An 18,047-nucleotide genomic window follows, 5' to 3' on the forward strand; every position below is an offset into this window, starting at 1 on the left:
GCATGGGCAATACCGCGACCGGCGTGGCCAGCAAGCGCGCCTACCTGCTGGCCATCGCCCTGATCCTGTTCTTCTGGCAGGTGGCCGCCTGGTTCCTGCCGAGCTTCCTGATGCCCGACGTGCACGTGGCGATGGTGCGCCTGTGGCGCGAGCTGGGCAGCGCCGAGTTCTACCATGGGCTCGGCAACAGCATGGGGCGGCTGGGCGCGGGCTATGGCGCGGCGCTGCTGGCCGGGATCGTGCTGGGGCTGGTTGGCGGTACGCTGAATGCGGTGCGCAGCACCCTCAAGGCGGCCATCATCATCCTGCAGTCGATCCCCTCGATCGCCTGGGTGCCGCTGTTCCTGATCCTGATGGGCTTCGGTAACATGCCGATCATCATCGTGGTGGCCGTGGGGGCCTTTTTCCCCACCGCGCTCAGCGTGATGAATGCCACCGAGAGCGTCGAGCGGGTGCATATCGATGCCGCCCGCGTGATGGGCGCATCGCGCATGCAGCTGCTCAAGCGCGTCTACTTCCCGGCGGTGACCCCCGAATTGATCACCGGCGCCCAGCTCGCCTTCGGCAACGCCTGGCGGGCCCTGATCTCGGCCGAGATGATCGTCGGCTTCAGCGCCGGGCTCGGCAAGTCGCTGGCCTACTCGGGCGAGATCGCCGACATGACCGGCGTGATGACCAATATTCTGGTGATCGCCGTGCTCGCGGCGGTCATCGACCAGGTCATTCTCGAGCGCATCAAGTACCGCCTGCTGCGCTACCAGTACCTCTGACGAAACACCGGCAAGCGTCGGTTGACGGCAACGAACCGGGGTGCCATGCGCGGCGCCCCGGTCCTTTTTTGCCGCCGGTCCTGCGAGCCTCGACTCCCTGCGTTGCCGCTTCACTGCTCTCCCGCCGTCTCCGCGTGCCAGCTTCCCGGCGCTGCCGCTTGGGGATCAGACAGTTACCCGAAGTATCATGGCTAGGGTTAAAATAACGTCTAGATGTGGTGCTTGCTCCGCCGGGCCTGACTATATATGGTAGCCAAGGCCCCGGCTGGGGCACTGGCACGAGCTTGACGCATATCAGTGCAGGCCGGCGGCGTCGGGCTTAGGATGATCGGTTTCATGGCCACCTGGCCGCACCGAATCCATGGGTTCGCTCCACCGGAGAGTCGCTATGCTTCCTCTTACTCTGTCGCGCTTGCCACGCCCCCCGGCCCCGACTCGACTGATTCGTGCCATCGATCCCCGCGTGCCGCTGGCGGTGAAGCGTCAACTGATCGAGCCGCTGCTCAACCGCACCTTCGCCGAACCGTTGGCAGAGGGCGAGTTCGATGTGCTCGAAGGGCGGCGCATCTCGCTGCACATCGAGGACCTGGCCGTGGCGCTGACGCTCACCCTCGAGGCGGAGCGCTTCCGTCTCAGCCCGGAGGCGGGCGAAGCCACCATTCGCGGCGGCTGGCGCGAGTTCCTGTGCCTGGCGACCCGGCGCGAGGATCCCGATGCGCTGTTCTTTCAGCGCCGGCTGGTGATCGAGGGCGATACCGAGCTCGGCCTGATGGTCAAGAACCTGCTCGATGGTCGCGAGGAGGGTCTGGCTCAGGGCCGGCTCGGGGAATGGCTGGCGCGCTTCGAGCGCATGGCGCGCCGGGAACGTTGAACGATTTGAACTTTTGACCCTTACTGGAGATCCCCTGCATGAGTACTTCCACCAAGGCCGTCAAGACATCCCACGAGGTGCCTATGCAAGCGCCCTCACGCGATATCTGGGACTCCAAGTATCGCCTCAAGGATCGTCATGGACGCCCCGTCGACAAGGACGTGGCAGCGACCTGGGACCGCGTCGCGCGCGCCCTGGCCGCGGTGGAAGGCGACAAGGCCGAGGAGTGGCTGCCCAAGTTCCGCTGGGCGCTGGAGAACGGCGCCATTCCCGCCGGGCGCATCATGTCCAATGCCGGCGCCGAGGACTACAAGCCGGCGGTGAGCCTGATCAACTGCACCGTCTCGCGCACCATTCGCGACTCCATGCACGACATCCTCTCCTCGGTGGTGGATGCCGGCATGACCCTCAAGGCGGGCTGCGGCATCGGCTACGAGTTCTCCACCCTGCGCCACAAGGGCGCCTTCGTGTTCGGTGCCGGCGCCGGCACCAACGGCCCGCTGGCGTTCATGGATATCTACGACAAGATGTGCTTCACGGTGGCTTCGGCGGGCGGTCGCCGCGGCGCGCAGATGGGCACCTTCGACGTCGGCCACCCCGACGTGCGCAGCTTCATCGAGGCCAAGCGCGAGGCGGGGCGCCTGCGTCAGTTCAACCTCAGCCTGCTGATCACCGACGAGTTCATGGAAGCGGTGAAGAACGACGCCGACTGGCCGCTGGCCTTCCCGCTGCACGCCGGCGAGAAGGATGACGTCAAGCCCGAGGACCTGATCTACCGCGACTGGCCGGTGATCGAGGACGACTACACCGTCGACGCCGAGGGCCGCGTGGCCTGTCGCGTCGTCGAGGTAATCAAGGCACGTGAGCTGTGGGACACCATCATGCGTTCCACCTACGACTTTGCCGAGCCGGGCTTCATCCTGATCGATCAGGTCAACCGCATGAACAACAACTGGTTCTGCGAGGAGATCCGCGCCACCAACCCCTGCGGCGAGCAGCCCCTGCCGCCGGAGGGCGCCTGCCTGCTCGGCTCGGTCAATCTGACCCGCTTCGTCATCGACCCCTTCGGCAAGAAGCCGCGCTTCGACTGGGAGCGCTACCGCCAGGTGGTGGCGATCTTCACCCGCATGCTCGACAACGTGGTCGAGATCAGCGGCCTGCCGCTCGAGGGCCAGCGCCGCGAGATCGAGGCCAAGCGGCGTCACGGCATGGGTTTCCTCGGTCTCGGTTCGACCCTGACCATGCTCAAGATCCCCTACGGCTCGCCGGAGTCGCTGGCCTTCACCGAGGAAGTGAGCCGCAACCTGGCCCTCGAGGGCTGGAAGCAGGCGCTGGAGCTCTCCCGCGAGAAGGGCATGGCGCCGATACTCGCCGAGGACTTCGAGATCACGCCGAAGATGATGCGCGAGCGCCCGGAGCTGGCGAAGGACGGCTACGAGATCGGCGACAAGGTGCCGGGGCGCATCCTGCACGCCCGCTACAGCCGCTACATGCAGAAGGTCGCCGAGGTGGAGCCGGAGCTGGTCGCGGCGCTCGCCGAACACGGCGCGCGCTTCACCCACCACAGCTCCATCGCGCCGACCGGCACCATCTCACTGTCGCTGGGCAACAACGCCTCCAACGGCATCGAGCCGTCGTTCTCGCACCGCTACTTCCGCAACGTGATCCAGTCGGGCAAGAAGACCAAGGAGCAGGTTGAGGTGGTGTCGTTCGAACTGGCGGCCTACCGCCACTTCATCGCCAGCGACGCGGTGGAGAGCGATCTGCCGGATTATTTCATCACCGCCGACGCGGTCAGCCCCAAGCAGCACGTGGCGGTACAGGCGGCGGCCCAGGTGTGGGTCGACTCGGCCATCTCCAAGACGGTCAACGTGCCCACCGAGTTCCCCTTCGAGCAGTTCAAGGACCTCTACCTGGACGCCTACGAGAGCAAGCTCAAGGGCTGCACCACCTTCCGCTTCAACCCCGAGGCGTTCCAGGGCGTGCTGGTGCGCGAGGACGATCTCAAGAACACCACCTACGTGTTCGAGCTGGAGAACGGCGAGACGCTGGAACTCAAGGGCGACGAGAAGGTGGTCTACGACGGCGAGGAGCACAACGCGGCCAACCTCTATGACGCACTGAAAGAGGGTACCTATGGAAAGTGGTAGCCGCTCGATCCGTTTCCGCGTCGTGAAGACAAGTATTGAAGGAGCCTGCTGATGGCCGTCGAAATCAAGTCCAAGATCGTTTCCTACAGCGTCAAGAAGGCGGTGGAAGCGCCGCCGCTGGCCGACGAGAACCCGCTCACGGTACGCATCCCCTCGCGCCCCGAGGGCACCCTCGAGGCCGTCTCAGAGAAGATCTCCTACGTCGGCGCCGAGGGCCGCAAGAAGGTCTACCTGTTGGTCTCCTTCATGCCGGTGGAGGGCGTGCTCGACGGCAAGCGCGTGGTGATCGAGCGCCCGGTGGAGTTCTTCTTCCCCTCCGGCCAGCTCTCCAGCGAACACCAGTGGATCACCGCCACCATGCGCAGCCTGTCGCTGGCCGCCCGCGGCGGCTACGTCACCCAGGCGGTGGCCGACCTGCGCAAGGTGGCCTGGGACAAGGGCCTGGTGCGCTGCGGCATGAACCGCTGGGGCAAGCCGATGTTCCACGACTCCGAGGTGGCGGCCATCGCCTGGTCGATTCAGCAGATCCTCTACCGCCGCGGCTTCCTCGACCAGGACGGCAACCAGGTGCCGGCGGAGGAGCTGGTGAGTCGCTACGCCCATCGCCTGGCGCACGGCCACCCCTGGCAGCCACCGACGCCGGAAGAGGAAGCCAAGGCCGAGCAACAGGCCAAGGCGGCAGTCGCCGACGAGAAGGGCGACGGCCCCACCGTGGTGGGGCACTGCCCGGAGTGTCGCGGCGAGCTGATCATGATGGATGGCTGCCCGACATGCTATGCGGGCTGTGGCTGGTCCAAATGCGGGTAGGTTAGGCGGAAAACTGGCTGCGCTCGGCCATACAACACCACCCACCGAAGCCGGACTTGGTCCGGCTTCGTCGTGTCCGGGGTCAGGCGGCGACGATCCTGGGGCCGCCGTTGGCCTGCGGCAGTGCCATGTCGCCGTCGGTGATCACCACGTCGAAGTCGTCGAGGCGGGCGAAGTAGGCGGGGCGCACCTGGCCGATCTTGCTCTCGTCGACCACCAGCAGGCGTTGCTCGGCGCAGGCGATGGCGGCCTGCTTGGGGGTCACCTCGTGGAAATGGAAGCAGCTCACGCCGCGTTCGGCGTGCACCCCGGCGGCGGAGAGAAAAGCGCGGTTGATGCCCAGGCGCTTGATCGCCGCGTTCATGTCGTCGCTGCCGAAGGACTGCGAGCTGGCATGATAGAGGCCACCGAGAAGCACCAGGCGGACCTCGGGCATCCGGCTGACCGCGTTGGCCACGTTGAGGGCATAGGTCACCACGGTGAGCCGCTCATGGGCGGCAAGCTGGCTCACCAGGGGGAGCAGGGTGGTGCCGCAGTCGATGAACAGGGTATCGCCGTCGGCGATGAAGCCGGCGGCGCGCTCGCAGAGTCGTCGCTTGGCCGGGGCGTGGGCGTCCTTCTGCACGTCGACGTCGTAGACCGGGCCATGGTGCGGGTGGCTGGCCATCACCAGGCGTCCGCCGAGCAGGCTCATGGCGCCGTCGCTCGCGGCCAGGTCGCGGCGGATGGTCATTTCTGAGACGCCGCAGAGGCGGGCGGCCTCGCGAAGATGGAGGGTACCGCTGACGGCGAGCGCCTGTTGCAGTCGGGCCAGGCGCATGGCGCTGCGGTCGTTCATTCGCTGCTCCCACCTTAGTCACTGATTCGAAGATTGCTTTGGCCGACCTATGCTGAGCCAAGCGATGGCGTTTTTCCACTCCGGCAAGCCGGGCGCTATGCTTGTGCTGCAAGGCTTCCCATGCCCGTTCATGTCGAGTGTACTACGTCCATGATTCGCTCCATCCTGGTCGTTTGCCGAGGCAACATCTGTCGCAGCCCCGTGGCCGCAGCGATGCTCCAGCAGCGCTTGCCCCATTGTCGTGTGAGTTCGGCTGGGCTGACCGCACTGGTCGGCCAGGGCGTCGAGCCCAGTGCGCGTGCGCTGGCCGAGGCCGCCGGGCTCGACGTCTCCCGGCACCTGGCCCGGCAGCTCGATGCCCGCTACCTCACGCAAGCCGACCTGATCCTGGTCATGAGCGACGAGCAACGGCGCCTGATCGGCGATCGCTGGCCCCAGGCAGTCGGCAAGGTCATGCGCCTGGGTCACTGGCTGGAACACGGTCGAGGCTGCGACATCCCCGATCCTTATCGACGTTCTCCGGATGCGTTCCAGTGGACGCACCAGCTGCTCGATGCGGCCAGCAGTGAATGGGCGCAACGGCTGTAAGCTGCTGGAGCCGTGTCCACGGCTGATATCCAACCTTCTGTTGTACTTCCGTAGTTGGAGCTTTCGCTCCGGCGAAGGGCAACTCCGCCTCATTTTCCTACCTGATTTTTCCCATACGTCCTGACCGATTTTTGCTGCCTTTCGTGAGCGCCTGTTTTCCGCCGATTTTCAGCACGAGGCTGAGCCAAAAACCATCTGGTGACGCCGAAACACCAATGTAACCTGAATGTATCCTCGGCTTCATCATATCGTCACAGTCGATGTATCCGTAATGTTACAAAATGTAATTGCGGGTCGAGACGATGAACCGGATAAGAAAAATGAAACGGCTCACGGATGACTTGACAGAGAATCCGGGGCGGTAGCGTGCTTTTGGGATCCCGTGGGGGATGAAATAATGACAACGTTAGCAGAAGACAACAAAGCGACTTGGGCATTCGGGAAGACAAAAGGTTGGCCCCGGCTGGCAGGGACGGCGCGACTCACCGTTTCCCTTGTCCTGCTGCTCGTATTGCTCGTGTCGGCCGGGTGCGCCTTTGCTCCGGGGGGGCATATCGATGAGAGCCGGCTCGACGAGTCACTCGACTCTCGTGTCGACATCGAACCGATCACGCCTGAGCTGGTGATGGGCATGCGAATGGTCGAGCCTGCCTCGCGCCCGCTGCCCCCGGAGCTTGAGCGCGAACTCCAGCAGTACGAATATCGCCTCGGCCCGGGCGACGTGGTCAGCGTCATCGTCTACGACCACCCGGAACTCACCATTCCCGGGGGGAGTGAGCGTTCGGCGGCGGAAACCGGCAACCGGGTGCGGCCTGACGGCACCATGTTCTATCCCTACGTGGGACGGGTCCAGGTGGCCGGCATGACGCTGGAGGAGCTGCGCGGCCTGCTCACCCAGAGACTCTCACAGGTGATTACCGACCCCCAGGTGGAAGTAGGCGTCGCCGCCTTCCGCTCGCAGAAGGTCTATGTCAGCGGTGCGGTGGAGCGGCCGGGCGCCCAGCCGCTCACCATCGTGCCGCTGACCGTACTCGATGCCCTCAGCGAGGCCGGCGGGGCACGTAACAACGCCGACTGGCACAACGTCATCCTTACCCGGGATGGTCGCGAGGAGCGTCTCTCGCTCTTCGCCATGCTGCAACAGGGCGACCTGACCCAGAACCGGCTGCTGCGCGACGGCGATCTGCTGCACGTGCCCTCTTCCGAGAACCAGAACGTGGTCGTGCTCGGCCAGGTACTGAGGCCCGGCGCCATACCCCTGGGCAACGAGCGCCTGTCGCTGACCGACGCCCTGGCCCGTGCCGGCGGCGTCAACGAGAGCCGTGCACAGCCCTCCGGCATCTTCGTGGTGCGCGGCAACCCGCCGGAGAGCGAGAAGCTGGCCACGGTGTATCAGCTCGATATCAGCGATGCGACTCGCCTGATGCTGGGCACGCGATTCCCGCTCAATCCCCAGGATGTGGTCTATGTCACTTCCGCTCCACTGGCGCGCTGGAACAACGTGATCTCGCTGCTGCTGCCTTCGGTTACGCTGCCGGGTGATGCCGCCAGGTCCGTCGACAGGGTGGGTGATATTTGAAAGGCATGGCTCATTTACGCCTGAAGAGGTCTTGGATATGACCATATTTCCCAACCCACCTTCTTCCGCCCAGGCGCCTGCAGAGAGCAACGATATCAGCCTGAGGAAGCTGCTCGACATGCTCGTCGAGAAGAAATTCCTCATTGTTGGCATCACCGTTCTCTTCATGCTGGTGGGTTATTTCTACTCCAGTTCCCAACCGCGTATCTACCAATCCGATGCGCTGGTCCAGATCGAGAACCGGGGAGCCATGCTGGGCCTGCTGGAGACCTTGGCCGTAGGCGATCAGGTGAGCAACCCGACCACGGCCGAGCTGGAAATACTCAAGTCGCGCATGGTCATGGGGGCCACCGTGGACCGCCTCGACCTGGCGATCGACATCGCACCGCGGCGGCTGCCCTGGGTAGGGGATTTCCTGGTCCATCACGGCCTCCAGCACGCCTGGTTCGAGCGCCTGGTGCCGAATTTCGTGCTCGGCTGGCTACCCGGCCCGGCCGGTGTCGAAGGCTCCCCCTTCGTATGGGCGGGAGAGACGCTGCGGGTCGCGCGCTTCGAGGTGCCGTTGGAGCGAGAGGGCATGGGGCACACGCTGCGGGTGACCGGCGAAGGGGACTATGAGCTGTTACTGGCGGGGGAACTTGTGCTGGTCGGTCGAGTCGGGGAGACCGTCAGCAGCGAAACGGGGTACCGCCTCTTCGTCAGCCAGCTCGATGCGCACGTCGGCGCCGAGTTCGGGCTCAGACGCGTGTCGCGGCTCAAGGCGATAGGCCAGCTCCAGGGGCGTTTCACCATCCTGCCCCAGGGCAAGGACTCGGGGGTCTATCAGCTGTTGCTGGACGGCACCGATCCCGAGCTGACCCAGCAGACCCTGGATACCCTCACCGGGGTGTTCCTGACCCAGAACGTGCAGCGGCAGTCGGAGGAGGCCGAGCAGCAGTTGGCCTTTCTCGACGAGCAGATCCCTCAGGTCAACGAACAGCTGACCGAGGCCGAAAATCTGCTCAACGAGTATCGTGCCCAGCGCGACTCGGTGGACCTCACCTTCGAGACGCAGAACCTGCTCAACCGCCTGGTAGCGGTGGAGAACCAGCTCACCGAGCTGGCCCTGGCCGAGGCGGACCTGGCCCAGCGCTTCCGCCCGACCCATCCCAACTACCAATCGCTGCTGCGCCAGCGTGCGCAGCTGCAGGCCGAACAGGAGCGCATCAACGGCCTGGTGGGCGACCTGCCCGAAACCCAGCAGGAGGTGCTGCGGCTGACCCGCGACACCCAGGTCAACCAGCAGGTCTACGTCCAGCTGCTCAACCAGCGCCAGGAGATGCGTCTGCTCAAGGCCGGCACCGTGGGCAACGTGCGTATCCTCGATGACGCCGTGATGCGGAGCGGCACGATTGCGCCGCGGATCGCCTTGATCACGCTGGTCAGTGGCATGATCGGGGCGCTGTTGGCGGCGCTGGGGGTCATCCTGCGCTTGCTGCTCAGCCGGGCGATCAAGAGCCCCGACCAGCTCGAGGAGATCGGCCTGCCGGTCTATGCCACCCTGCCCGACTCGGCGGAGCAGACCAGACTGACGCGGCGCGTCCGCCCTGCCGGCCTCAAGGCGACCCAGGAGGTCTTCCGCGGCCTGCTGGCCCTGGAGCAGCCCGAGGAGGTCGCCGTCGAGGCCCTGCGCAGCCTGCGCACCAGCCTCTACTTCGCCATGCTGGAAGCGGGCAACAATCGGCTGATGATCGCCGGGGCCGGGCCCGGGGTCGGCAAGAGCTTCATTGCCGCCAACCTGGCTGCGGTCTGTGCCCAGGCCGGGCAGCGGGTGCTGCTGATCGACGCCGACATGCGGCGCGGCTGCCTCCACCATGCATTCCGTGACAAGGGCGTGCCGGGACTGTCGGAGCTGCTCGCCCAGCGTATCGAACTCGACGAGGCGATCCGTGAAAGCGAGATTGAGGGGCTGCACTACGTGTCGCGTGGCACGCGCCCGCCCAACCCCTCGGAGCTGCTGATGCAGCGCAGCTTCCATGGCTTCCTGCAATCGGTCAGTGCGCGCTACGACCTGGTGATCATCGACACCCCGCCGGTGCTGGCGGTCACCGACGCCGCCGTGGTCGGCAAGCTGGCCGCCACCAGCCTGATGGTGGTGCGCTTCGGCGTCAATCCGCCGGCCGAGATCAAGGCCGCCAAGCGGCGTCTGGAAAGCGCCGGGGTGCGGCTCAAGGGCGCCATCCTCAATGGCCTGGAGCGTTCGACGAGCAGCCATTACGGACATTACGGCAATTATCTCTACGCCTACCGGTGACAAGGTATGTTGCGACAGCTTCGCGAACTCTACTCGCTGTTGGCGCCACGTCAGCGGCGCCGCCTACTGCGACTGCAGGGGTTGATCGTCCTGATGGCCTTTGCCGAGGTGGCCGGTGTCATCTCCATCGGGCCGTTCATGGCCCTGGTCGGCGACATGAGCCGCTTGCAGGGCGAGGGGTGGCTGGGCCAGGCCTACCGCTGGAGCGGTGCCGACAGTCCGCAGCACTTCCTCTCCCTGATGGGCCTGGGGGTCCTGCTCGTACTGCTGGTGGCCGCGCTGTTCTCGATGTACACCACCTGGCGGCTGTCGCTCTACGGGGCCCAGGTGGGCGCCGAACTCTCCAGCCGCCTCTATCGCTACTACCTGCATCAGCCCTGGCTGTTTCATGCCAGCGGCAGCAGCAGCCGGCTGATCAACCGTGTCGCCCAGGAGACCCAGCGGGTCACCACCAAGATCCTGCAACCCTGCATGCAGCTCAATGCCAAGCTGGTACTGGTGACCTGCATGTCGCTGACGATCCTGGTCTACAACCCGGTCGTGGCGCTCGGCGGCATCGCCATCTTCCTCGCTGCCTACTTGCTGTTGTACAAGACGGTGCGTCGTTTCCTGATCAACAACGGCCGCCGCGTGTCGCGCTCCCAGGCCAAGCGCTTCAAGCTGATGACCGAAGGGTTCGGGGGCATCAAGGATCTTCTGCTGCTGCGCCGTCAGGCGACCTTCACCACCCAGTTCGAGCGTGCCAGCCAGAAGGTGGCCCGTGGCATGGGCGTGACCCAGGGGCTCTCCGATGCGCCACGCTACGCGATCGAGCTGGTGGCCTTCGGCTCGGTGATCCTGCTGGTGCTCTATCTGCTGAACGTGCATCAGGGCAACCTGGGCACGATCCTGCCGGCACTGTCGATCTACGCCCTGGCGGGCTTCAAGATGCTGCCGGCCTACCAGAAGATCTACGCTTCCGTCTCCAACATCCGCAGCCACCTGGCCGCCTTCGAGGCGGTCCGCGACGACCTGGTCGCGAGCCGCGGCTATGCCTCCGAAATGGCGCCGGAGGGCGCTTTCCATCCGCTGCCCCTGCGCGACGGCATACGCCTCGATCGCGTGCATTTCCACTACCCGGGCAAGCGCGAGGCGGCGCTCAGCGGCCTGAGCCTGAGCATCCCCGCGGGCAGCCGAGTGGGCTTGGTCGGCGAATCCGGTTCGGGAAAATCGACCGTGGTGGACCTGCTGCTTGGGCTGATTCAGCCGCAGAAGGGAAGGGTACTGGTGGATGACGTCGTGCTGACGGAGGAGAACCTGGCGCGCTGGCAGGCCGGTGTCGGCTTCGTGCCCCAGCACATCTTCCTGGCCGATGCCTCGATCCTCGAGAACGTCGCCTTCGGTGTGCCGCGCAGCGAGATCGATGTCGCCCTGGTGGAGAAGGCGGTGAGCATGGCACAGCTCGACGTCATGGTCGCCTCGATGCCCGATGGTCTCGAGACGCGGGTCGGCGAGCGCGGCGTCCAGCTCTCCGGCGGCCAGCGGCAGCGCATCGGCATCGCCCGGGCGTTCTACCGTCAAGCGCAGGTGCTGGTGCTCGACGAGGCGACCAGTGCGCTGGACGGCATCACCGAACAGCGCGTCATGAGCGATATCGAGGCGAGCGCCGGCCACTGCACCCTGATCATGGTCGCCCACCGCCTGTCCACGGTGCGCGACTGCGACGTCATCTACATGATCGACAAGGGGTGCGTCGTGGACAGCGGCACCTACGCCGAACTGGCCGAGCGCAACCATGCCTTCCGCATGATGGCCAATCTCTAGCGAGAGGAGCGCCAAGTCATGAACCAGATCGCCGCCGCGCTGCTCTTCTTCGGCTTGAGCCTGTCGAGCCTCTATGTCTTCTCCAGCGGGCTGCCCCAGCCGGCGGACTTCGTGCTGCTCTGTTTCGCCGGCCTGATGGCGCTGTTGGCCCTGGGCGATGAGCGGCATCCGGTCCCGCCCTTCGCCTTCTGCTGGGCCCTGCTGCTGCTGTGGGTACTGCTGGTCAGCCTTGGCTGGGCGTGGGTGATGCAAAGCAGCGCCTTCTTCCTCTACCCGCTCTTCTTCCTGTTCAATTTCCTGGTGGGCATGGCGCTGTTGCGTTTCCTGCGGGTGTTCGGCGAGGCCGGCCGGGGGCTGGTGCGCAACGCGCTCTCCATCGCCCTGCTGATCGCCGCCATGGAAGTGGTGTACCAGCTCGGCACGGGGGTCGGCCGGACCACCGGCAGCTTCAACAACCCCAACCAGCTGGCCTTCTTCTCGCTCTGCGCCATGCTGATGCTGATGTTGCTCGACGACTTCCGCCCCCCGCTGCGGCCGCTGATGCTGGCCGGCCTGGCGGCGGCGGTGGTCAACCTGCTGGCGGCTTCGTCGCTGGGCGCGATGGGCGGGGCGGTGCTGGTCGGGCTCGGCTGGGCCTTTGCCAATGCCGGGCAGTTGCGCCACTTCGCACGACTGAGCCTGCTCGTGCCCCTGATCCTGATGGCCGTGCTGGTGGCGAACCTGCACTCGGAGGGGCAGGTACAGCGTAACCTGCAGGCACGACTGGATCGGGCTTCGACGAAGGTCGAGAACATGGTCGAGGAGCGCCGCTTCGATCGCCTCACCCACTTCCCCGAATATGCCATCCTCGGCGCGGCGGAGGGCGAGCGTCAGCGCTTCGCGCCCTATCACGGCAACGAGATCCACTCCTCCTTCGTCGGCATGCTGTTCGCCTACGGCATCCCGGGGCTCGGCCTGCTGCTTGCCATCATCTTCATGGCGCTGCGCCGTGCACCGTTCTACGTCTGGATGGGGATGGCGGGGCCGCTGGTCTACTCGCTCAGCCACAACGGCCTGCGCACGACCCTGTTCTGGCTGGTGCTGGCGGTCTGCTGGCACTGCTATCGGCACGGCCGCGAAGGGCGGTCTTCCCTTGCCACGGTGGCGGCTCCCATGGCGCCAGTGAAGGAGCGTTGACGCATGGCTTGGTGTCTGGACCGGAAGAGATGGGGAGGTGTGGCCGGCGCGCTGCTCGGGCTCGCCATGGGACAGCCGGCGCTGGCGGCCGAGGTGCCGGTGGTGCGCGCCCAGGGCGAAACCGTGGCGGTCGCGAGCCGCGGAGACGCCGCCGACGACCCGGCGATCTGGCGCCACCCCACGGCGCCCGAGCGCAGCCGCATCCTCGGCACCGACAAGCAGCGCGGCCTGGAAGTCTATGACCTGCAGGGAGCACGCGTGCAATCCCTGCCGGTGGGCAAGCTCAACAACATCGATCTGCGCCAGGACGTGCCTCTCGACGGGCGGCGCATGGACGTCGCCGTGGCGACCCATCGCGATGACGGCCGTCTGGCGGTGTTCGAGATCGATGCGGAGGGGGGCGTGAGCCTGATGGGCCTGGTGCCCACCGGCCTGGAGGAGAATTACGGCCTCTGCCTCTATCGCCACGGCGACGAGCTGCACGTCTTCACCAACGCCAAGGAGGGGCACTACCTCCAGCATCGCCTGCAGATCGCCCGGGGCGAACCGCACCTCGAACTGCTGCGCTACTTTCGGCTGGGATCCCAGCCCGAGGGCTGCGTCGCCGACGACGCCCGCTCGCTGCTGTTCGTCGGTGAGGAGAGGGTCGGCGTCTGGGTCATGCAGGCATCGCCGGAAGCCGCCACCTGCCGCGAGCTGGTGATCGAGGCGAGCTCCCCCCTGAAACCCGATATCGAGGGGCTCGCCCTGTACGGCGACCAGTACCTGATCGTCTCCAGCCAGGGCAATGACAGCTTCGCCGTGCTCGAGGCCTCTCCTCCCTACGCGCTGCTGGGGGTCTTCCGCATCGAAGGGGACCCTGAGAGCGGCACCGGCAGCGCCGTCGAGACCGATGGAATCGAGGTCAGTTCGCAAGGCTTCGGCGAACGATTCGCAACGGGACTGATGGTGGTGCACAGCGGCTCGAACGCCGCGCAGAACCAGAACTACAAGTACCTCGACTGGGCGCAGGTGGCGGCCGCCCTCGACCTTCCCGGCCGGGAGTGACCGGGGCCTGCGATTCAAGGGAGGAACCCATGCAGATCCCCTTGCAGCCATTGCTGATGTTGCCTCGCAGCGTCAAGCGACGCGTGCTGGTACTGGTCGATGCCACCCTGGTCGTGGCCAGCCTGATGCTGGCCTGCGCCCTGCACTGGGAGAGCCTGGCGCCGTTGGTCGACCCCGGGCTGTGGCAGACGAGCATCGTCGTCGCCCTGGTCAGCCTGGTGCTGTTCCACTGGCTGGGGCTCTACCGGGTGGTGATCCGCTACATGAGCCATACCACCGTGGCGACCGTGGGCATGGCGGTACTGCTCTCCTCCCTGGTGGCGAAGGCGGCCAGCCAGTGGCTGGGGGTGGTGCTGGCGCTGCCCGTGGTGCTGATCTACGGCCTGTTGCTGCTGCTGGGGCTGGGCGGCGTGAGGTTCCTGCTGCGCGAGCTCTACCTGTTGAGCCAGCGGCTCAAGCGCCGCCCGGTGGTGATCTATGGGGCCGGCGCGGCGGGGTGCGAGCTGGTGGCCGCGCTGCGGCATGGCAGCGAGTACGAGCCGGTGGCCTTCGTTGACGACTGGCGCGGTCTCGATGGTGCTCTGGTCGAGGGGCTGCGCGTGTACCAGCCGGTGAGGCTGGCGGCGCTGGTGGAGGAGTATCGGGCGGCGATGGTGCTGCTGGCCATCCCCAGTGCCCCGCGCTGCCGGCGACGCGAGATCCTGCAGCGTCTCTCCGCGCTCTCGGTGCCGGTCAAGACCATTCCCGGCAGTGCCGATGTGATCGCCGGACGGGCCCGCATCAGCGAGCTGCGCGACGTGGCGCTGGAGGACCTGCTGGGGCGTGAGCCGGTGCCGCCGTTCCCCGATCTGCTCGCGGCCAACATCGAGGGCAAGACGGTGATGGTGACCGGGGCCGGCGGGTCGATCGGCAGCGAGCTGTGCCGCCAGATCATCGCCCAACGGCCGGTCGCCGTTCTGCTGGTCGACAGCTGCGAGTACGCGCTCTATGCCATCGAGCACGAGCTGTCGCAGCACCCTGCCGTCGGTGACGAGGGCATCCGGGTCCGGCCGTTCCTGGTCTCGGTCCAGCAGCCCGATGCCCTGCGTGCCATCTTCACCGCCTTTCCGGTGGATACCGTCTACCATGCGGCCGCCTACAAGCACGTGCCGCTGGTGGAGTGCAACCTGGTCGAGGGGCTGCGCAACAACGTCTTCGGCACCCTGACCCTGGCCCGGGCGGCGCTCGCGGCGGGCGTCGAATCCTTCGTGCTGATCTCCACCGACAAGGCGGTCCGGCCGACCAACGTGATGGGTGCCTCCAAGCGATTGACGGAGCTGATCTGCCAGGCCTTTGCCCAGCAGCAGAGTCGGACCTGCTTCAGCATGGTGCGCTTCGGTAACGTGCTGGGCTCCAGCGGTTCGGTCGTTCCCCTGTTTCGCCAGCAGATCGAACGGGGCGGCCCGGTGGCGGTGACGCATCCGGACATCACCCGCTACTTCATGACCATTCCCGAGGCCGCCCAACTGGTGATCCAGGCCGGCGCCATGGCCACCGGCGGCGAAGTGTTCGTGCTCGACATGGGCGAGCCGGTGCGTATCCGCGACCTGGCGATCAACATGATTCGCCTCTCGGGGCTCGAGGTGAAGGACGAGGCTCACCCCGACGGCGACATCGAAATCGTCTATACCGGGCTGCGCCCCGGCGAGAAGCTCTTCGAGGAGCTGCTGATCGGCGGCGAAGTGAAGGAAACGCGCCATCACCGGATCATGACGTCGCGTGAGATGTTCTGGGAATGGCCGAGGCTCGAAGCCTACCTGCAGGAGCTGCAGCAGGCCCTCACCGCCATCGACTACCCCCGGCTGCGGCAACTGCTGCTGGTGGCGCCACTGGACTACTGCCCCGAGGGTGGCGCGACACCACGCTGGGAGGAGGTGATGCGTGCGGTATCGTGACAGTGAAACCGGGTGGGCCGGCCCCGCCGGCTTTGCCGATCGGGTATCGGAAGTCCGCGAGCCGGTGCCGGGGCTGGCGGCGTTCGTGGTGCACGAGAGCGGCCTGGGTGACCTGGCGGCCTACCGTGACATCCTTGCGCAGCTCGGCTTCGACGTGCTGCACGAGTCGGCACTCGACGCACGGTGCCGCAGCGCGATGGCCGAGCACCTGCAGCGCGCCCACCCGGACGGCGCCGACCCGCCTCGGCGCCTGCTGGCGGTACACGATGTCTATCCCGACCGGCGGCCTCGCCACCGCGGCGATGCGGTCGGGTCGAACGACAATGCGCGCGTCCTTCGCGCCCAGTGGAAGATGCGCCTTCACACCAATCGCGCTGGCAGTGTCTCGGTGAGCGTCTCGGCCGACGCCGATCAGGCCGTCGCCTGGCTGAGCCTGCTGGCGCCGGTGCGGGTCGAGTCGGTGCTCGAGCTGGCACGCCGGCGCAACGACGCCTTTCGCACCCCCTATCCGGTGCTGGCCGACCTGAGCAAGCACGCCTGCCGGGCCAAGGTCGAGCTGATCGATTTTCACGGTAAGCGTGCCATCTGCAAGACCTTCCGCCCGGGCAGGGAGCGATTCCTGTCACGCGAGGTCAAGGCGCGGGAGCTCGGCGCCTCCCTGCCCGAGGTGTCGCGTCTGCTGGAGGTCGGGCCGCGCCACCTGGTCGTCGAGTGGTATGCCGACAGCCTGCCCCGGATTCTCGCGCCCCGGCCGCCCTTCTTCCGTCATGGGCTGCTGCCCCTTTGGGTCATCGAACGGCTGCGGGCGGTGATCCTGCACTATCGCCGGCTTGGCTATGAGTGCATCGACCTCAGCCCGCGCAACCTGCTCTACGACCCCTACCAGGGGCTGAGGATCATCGACTTCGAGTTCCTCCAGCCGGGACCGGAAGTGGCCGATACGCTCAAGGGCAATTACGCCTGGTATCCGGTACCGCGAGACTTTCCCGGCGACGTGCCGCCCCGTGCCCGGCGCCGGCCCTACTGGGATCGTTGGTTCTTCTATACCGGACTGCCGCGGCGCATGTGCCTGTATGAACTGCCGCGCCCGCTGCTCGCGCTGACGCGCTCGCTGGCGCTGGTACCGCTGACGCTGGCGGGGCTGCAGCGGGTCGGCTGGCACGCCGTGCGTCGACTCGGGCGGGGGGTGTGAGAGGGCGCCAGGGCAGCCACGGAACCTCAACGGGCATGACAACAACAAGAACGACAAGCTGCCGCGTGCAGACGCTGGGAATGATCGGGTATGACACTGATATCGGTAGTGGTGCCTGTGTTCAACGAGGCGCAGAGCCTGAGGTCGTCGCTGCCGTCCTTGTTTCGCCAGGTGTTCAAGGAGGTCGAGGTGATCGCCCTGGACGAGGGCTCCAGCGACGGCTCTCTGGAGCTGCTGCGTGGCCACGAACGGGCCGGCCGGCTGCGGCTGTTGCGCTATCGCGGGCAGCGTCGCGGCCGGCTGGCGGCGTGCAACGATGCCGCCCGACGCGCGAGCGGTGCCTGGCTGATGTTCTTCGACCCGCGCGACCTGCTGCTCTTCGACCACCTGTCGCGCATGGCCGCCGCGTTCAGCCGGCACCCCGACGTCGAGCTCTTCGCCAGTGCCTACCAGCGAATGGGGCCGTCGGGCCCGGTGCGGATGGCCCTGCCCAGCCGCGGAGTGCTCAGCCGCCGCAGCGCCCTGGCGGCCTATGCCCGCGCCGACTTCATCCAGCCGCATGCCAGCTGCATCCGGCGTGAGCGCTTCCTCGAGATGGGGGGGTTCGGCGAGCACCTGCGCCAGGGTGGCGAGACCCGCTTCTGGCTCGGGGCGCTGTGCGAGCTGGAGGCGGTCCACTACGACGACACCATCACCAGCCTGTGGAACACCGCGGAGGACGACATCGAGCCCGAGGCGGAGAGCGTGCCCTTGCACCCGGTCGTGGAGCTGCTGGATACCCACGCCGGACGCCTGTCGGCACGCGAGCGACGACGGCTGGAGGCCGCGGTGAACCGCAAGTTGCTCGACTGGGCGATGTGGAAGAAGCGTCGGGGGCAGGCGGTGCGCACCGAGCTGGCCTCGCTGCGGCTGTCGGGCTTGCCGATGCGTCTGTGGCCGCGGGCGTTGCAGCTGATGCTGCCCCCGGCCTGGTTCCGCCGCTGACGATCGAAACCACCC

The 18,047-nt window shown here is 66.5% G+C and carries 14 protein-coding genes; 13 read left to right on the forward strand and 1 reads right to left on the reverse strand.

Features of this window, described 5'->3' with window-relative positions; translation table 11 throughout:
- Nucleotides 1-2: 2 nt before the first annotated feature.
- The 4 genes from HNO51_RS00725 to HNO51_RS00740 all read left to right on the forward strand — a co-directional run bounded on the left by HNO51_RS00725 (nucleotide 3) and on the right by HNO51_RS00740 (nucleotide 4,598).
- Nucleotides 3-770 carry an ABC transporter permease gene (locus HNO51_RS00725; RefSeq protein ID WP_197449192.1) on the forward strand — a complete coding sequence of 256 codons (768 nt, stop codon included), beginning with the start codon at nucleotides 3-5 and terminating at the stop codon, nucleotides 768-770.
- Nucleotides 771-1,158: 388 nt separating this feature from the next.
- A complete protein-coding gene (ubiT, locus tag HNO51_RS00730; RefSeq protein WP_197449193.1) occupies nucleotides 1,159-1,641 on the forward strand; it encodes a ubiquinone anaerobic biosynthesis accessory factor UbiT in 483 nt (160 codons plus the stop codon).
- A 38-nt stretch (nucleotides 1,642-1,679) separates the two neighbouring features.
- A complete protein-coding gene (locus HNO51_RS00735; protein WP_197449194.1) occupies nucleotides 1,680-3,791 on the forward strand; it encodes an adenosylcobalamin-dependent ribonucleoside-diphosphate reductase in 2,112 nt (703 codons plus the stop codon).
- 51 nt (nucleotides 3,792-3,842) lie between these two features.
- Complete coding sequence (locus tag HNO51_RS00740; RefSeq protein ID WP_197449195.1) at nucleotides 3,843-4,598, forward strand: ribonucleoside-diphosphate reductase; 756 nt, start codon at nucleotides 3,843-3,845, stop codon at nucleotides 4,596-4,598.
- 82 nt (nucleotides 4,599-4,680) lie between these two features.
- On the opposite strand, the gene HNO51_RS00745 is transcribed toward HNO51_RS00740, so the two are convergent.
- Nucleotides 4,681-5,436: a DeoR/GlpR family DNA-binding transcription regulator gene (locus tag HNO51_RS00745; protein ID WP_197449196.1), complete on the reverse strand. Its 756-nt coding sequence runs from the start codon at nucleotides 5,434-5,436 to the stop codon at nucleotides 4,681-4,683.
- A gap of 150 nt (nucleotides 5,437-5,586) precedes the next feature.
- On the opposite strand from HNO51_RS00745, the gene HNO51_RS00750 reads away from it, so the two are divergent.
- The 9 genes from HNO51_RS00750 to HNO51_RS00790 all read left to right on the forward strand — a co-directional run bounded on the left by HNO51_RS00750 (nucleotide 5,587) and on the right by HNO51_RS00790 (nucleotide 18,032).
- Nucleotides 5,587-6,024 carry a low molecular weight protein-tyrosine-phosphatase gene (locus HNO51_RS00750; protein WP_197449197.1) on the forward strand — a complete coding sequence of 146 codons (438 nt, stop codon included), beginning with the start codon at nucleotides 5,587-5,589 and terminating at the stop codon, nucleotides 6,022-6,024.
- Between the two features lie 463 nt (nucleotides 6,025-6,487).
- Nucleotides 6,488-7,603, forward strand: a complete 1,116-nt coding sequence (locus HNO51_RS00755; RefSeq protein ID WP_234283688.1) for a polysaccharide export protein — start codon at nucleotides 6,488-6,490, stop codon at nucleotides 7,601-7,603.
- Between the two features lie 37 nt (nucleotides 7,604-7,640).
- Nucleotides 7,641-9,896, forward strand: coding sequence for a polysaccharide biosynthesis tyrosine autokinase (locus HNO51_RS00760; RefSeq protein WP_197449199.1), 2,256 nt, complete (start codon nucleotides 7,641-7,643; stop codon nucleotides 9,894-9,896).
- 6 nt (nucleotides 9,897-9,902) lie between these two features.
- The gene (locus tag HNO51_RS00765; protein WP_209538254.1) at nucleotides 9,903-11,699 is read left to right on the forward strand and encodes an ABC transporter ATP-binding protein; all 1,797 of its coding nucleotides are present in this window, start codon (nucleotides 9,903-9,905) and stop codon (nucleotides 11,697-11,699) included.
- An 18-nt stretch (nucleotides 11,700-11,717) separates the two neighbouring features.
- Nucleotides 11,718-12,875, forward strand: a complete 1,158-nt coding sequence (locus tag HNO51_RS00770) for a hypothetical protein (RefSeq protein ID WP_197449201.1) — start codon at nucleotides 11,718-11,720, stop codon at nucleotides 12,873-12,875.
- A gap of 39 nt (nucleotides 12,876-12,914) precedes the next feature.
- Nucleotides 12,915-13,922: a phytase gene (locus HNO51_RS00775; protein ID WP_209538255.1), complete on the forward strand. Its 1,008-nt coding sequence runs from the start codon at nucleotides 12,915-12,917 to the stop codon at nucleotides 13,920-13,922.
- A 29-nt stretch (nucleotides 13,923-13,951) separates the two neighbouring features.
- Entirely contained in the window at nucleotides 13,952-15,856 is a 1,905-nt protein-coding gene (locus tag HNO51_RS00780) for a polysaccharide biosynthesis protein (protein WP_197449203.1), read from the forward strand.
- Nucleotides 15,843-17,048 (forward strand): aminoglycoside phosphotransferase/kinase family protein, encoded by a 1,206-nt coding sequence (locus tag HNO51_RS00785; RefSeq protein ID WP_209538256.1) that lies wholly within the window; start codon nucleotides 15,843-15,845, stop codon nucleotides 17,046-17,048. Before HNO51_RS00780 ends, HNO51_RS00785 begins: the two co-directional genes overlap by 14 nt.
- Before the next feature lie 90 nt (nucleotides 17,049-17,138).
- Entirely contained in the window at nucleotides 17,139-18,032 is an 894-nt protein-coding gene (locus tag HNO51_RS00790; protein WP_209538257.1) for a glycosyltransferase family 2 protein, read from the forward strand.
- The last annotated feature ends 15 nt before the right edge of the window (nucleotides 18,033-18,047 follow it).

Source organism: Billgrantia sulfidoxydans (assembly GCF_017868775.1).
Classification (GTDB): domain Bacteria; phylum Pseudomonadota; class Gammaproteobacteria; order Pseudomonadales; family Halomonadaceae; genus Halomonas; species Halomonas sulfidoxydans.

Coding starts and splice junctions, on each gene's coding strand:
- HNO51_RS00790 (WP_209538257.1), top strand. CDS start 17,139: ATGACACTGATATCGGTAGTGGTGCCTGTGTTCAACGAGGCGCAGAGC.
- HNO51_RS00745 (WP_197449196.1), bottom strand. CDS start 5,436: ATGAACGACCGCAGCGCCATGCGCCTGGCCCGACTGCAACAGGCGCTC.
- HNO51_RS00770 (WP_197449201.1), top strand. CDS start 11,718: ATGAACCAGATCGCCGCCGCGCTGCTCTTCTTCGGCTTGAGCCTGTCG.
- ubiT (WP_197449193.1), top strand. CDS start 1,159: ATGCTTCCTCTTACTCTGTCGCGCTTGCCACGCCCCCCGGCCCCGACT.
- HNO51_RS00760 (WP_197449199.1), top strand. CDS start 7,641: ATGACCATATTTCCCAACCCACCTTCTTCCGCCCAGGCGCCTGCAGAG.
- HNO51_RS00750 (WP_197449197.1), top strand. CDS start 5,587: ATGATTCGCTCCATCCTGGTCGTTTGCCGAGGCAACATCTGTCGCAGC.
- HNO51_RS00735 (WP_197449194.1), top strand. CDS start 1,680: ATGAGTACTTCCACCAAGGCCGTCAAGACATCCCACGAGGTGCCTATG.
- HNO51_RS00725 (WP_197449192.1), top strand. CDS start 3: ATGGGCAATACCGCGACCGGCGTGGCCAGCAAGCGCGCCTACCTGCTG.
- HNO51_RS00765 (WP_209538254.1), top strand. CDS start 9,903: ATGTTGCGACAGCTTCGCGAACTCTACTCGCTGTTGGCGCCACGTCAG.
- HNO51_RS00780 (WP_197449203.1), top strand. CDS start 13,952: ATGCAGATCCCCTTGCAGCCATTGCTGATGTTGCCTCGCAGCGTCAAG.
- HNO51_RS00740 (WP_197449195.1), top strand. CDS start 3,843: ATGGCCGTCGAAATCAAGTCCAAGATCGTTTCCTACAGCGTCAAGAAG.